The sequence below is a fragment of the Coprococcus sp. RTP21428st1_C9_RTP21428_210409 genome, from assembly GCF_040227395.1.
Taxonomy (GTDB): domain Bacteria; phylum Bacillota; class Clostridia; order Lachnospirales; family Lachnospiraceae; genus Coprococcus; species Coprococcus aceti.
In genome coordinates, this window is the sequence record NZ_JBEHVV010000149.1 from 1 (window position 1) to 1,036 (window position 1,036).

Genomic DNA, 1,036 nt, shown 5'->3' on the forward strand with positions numbered 1-1,036 from the left:
GTGATGGATTCCTCCGTTCCCGACATGTACAGCGCATCGATCTCAAGTGGAAGTGTAAATGTCCCGCCCCTTGTCTTGGACAGTGCATTTACCGCACCGAACTCGCCGAGTGCTCTGGCGGTACAGAGAATGATTCCGTATATGAGTCCCCATTTCATCTGGGGAAGTGTTATCCTTCTGAATATCGTGAAGCCTTTCGCTCCCATGAGCGCCGCAGCCTCCTCCTCGTCCTTACCCTGCGCGTTCAGCACCGGGATAAGCTCCCTTGACACAAATGGGAATGTCACGAATATGGTAGCAAGCACAACGCCCGGAACTGCAAAAGTTATCCTGATATTTGTTCCCAGCATATCATTGATCCATCTGATCGCCGGATACGTCCATCCGAGTCTTCCAAATGTCATGAGGTAGGCAAGACCTACGATGACAGGTGATATGGAAAACGGAATGTCTATCAGTGTCGCCAGCACCTGCTTGCCTTTGAAGGAGAACTTCGTCAGCAGCCATGCCGCACATATTCCGAAAAATGTGTTTACCATCACAGCTATGACTGTGGCAATAAGTGTGACACCAAGTGCACTTATCACGTACTCTGTCGTGATGGACTGCAGGTAGAACTTAAAGCCCTCCTTCAGCGCACTTGTTATCACCGATATAAGTGGAACAACAAGCATGAGCACTATGAAAAGCACCGTCACGGTTATCAGTATTATCTTTGTCCTGCGCTTGCCGCGCTGCAGCTTTTCCTGTTCGCTCATCGTGCTTCCTCCTTTCGTTTGTGCATTTGCGCATCAATGATTGTCGTAACTTATTATAGGTTTATAGTAGATTTGTCCTTCTCGACTGTCTCAGCTGTACTATGTTGATCGCGAACAACAGTACAAATGATATTATCAGCATCACCAGTGCTATGGCTGTTGCGCTGGCATAGTCTATGTAGCTGAGCTTCTGCATGATCACGTATGATATGACTTGCGTCTGCTCCTTTGCGCTGTTGCCCGATATGTAGATGACACTGCCGTACTCTCCGATCCCT

1 protein-coding gene and 1 pseudogene are annotated in these 1,036 nt (G+C 48.4%); both read right to left on the reverse strand.

Annotated elements, in window-relative coordinates; genetic code table 11:
* Nucleotides 1-758, reverse strand: a 758-nt coding sequence (locus tag ABUA34_RS14325; protein ID WP_349823547.1) for a sulfate ABC transporter permease, incomplete at its 3' end; no start/stop codon positions are given.
* 61 nt (nucleotides 759-819) lie between these two features.
* Nucleotides 820-1,036 (reverse strand): annotated as a pseudogene (locus ABUA34_RS14330) (molybdate ABC transporter permease subunit); the annotation flags it as partial.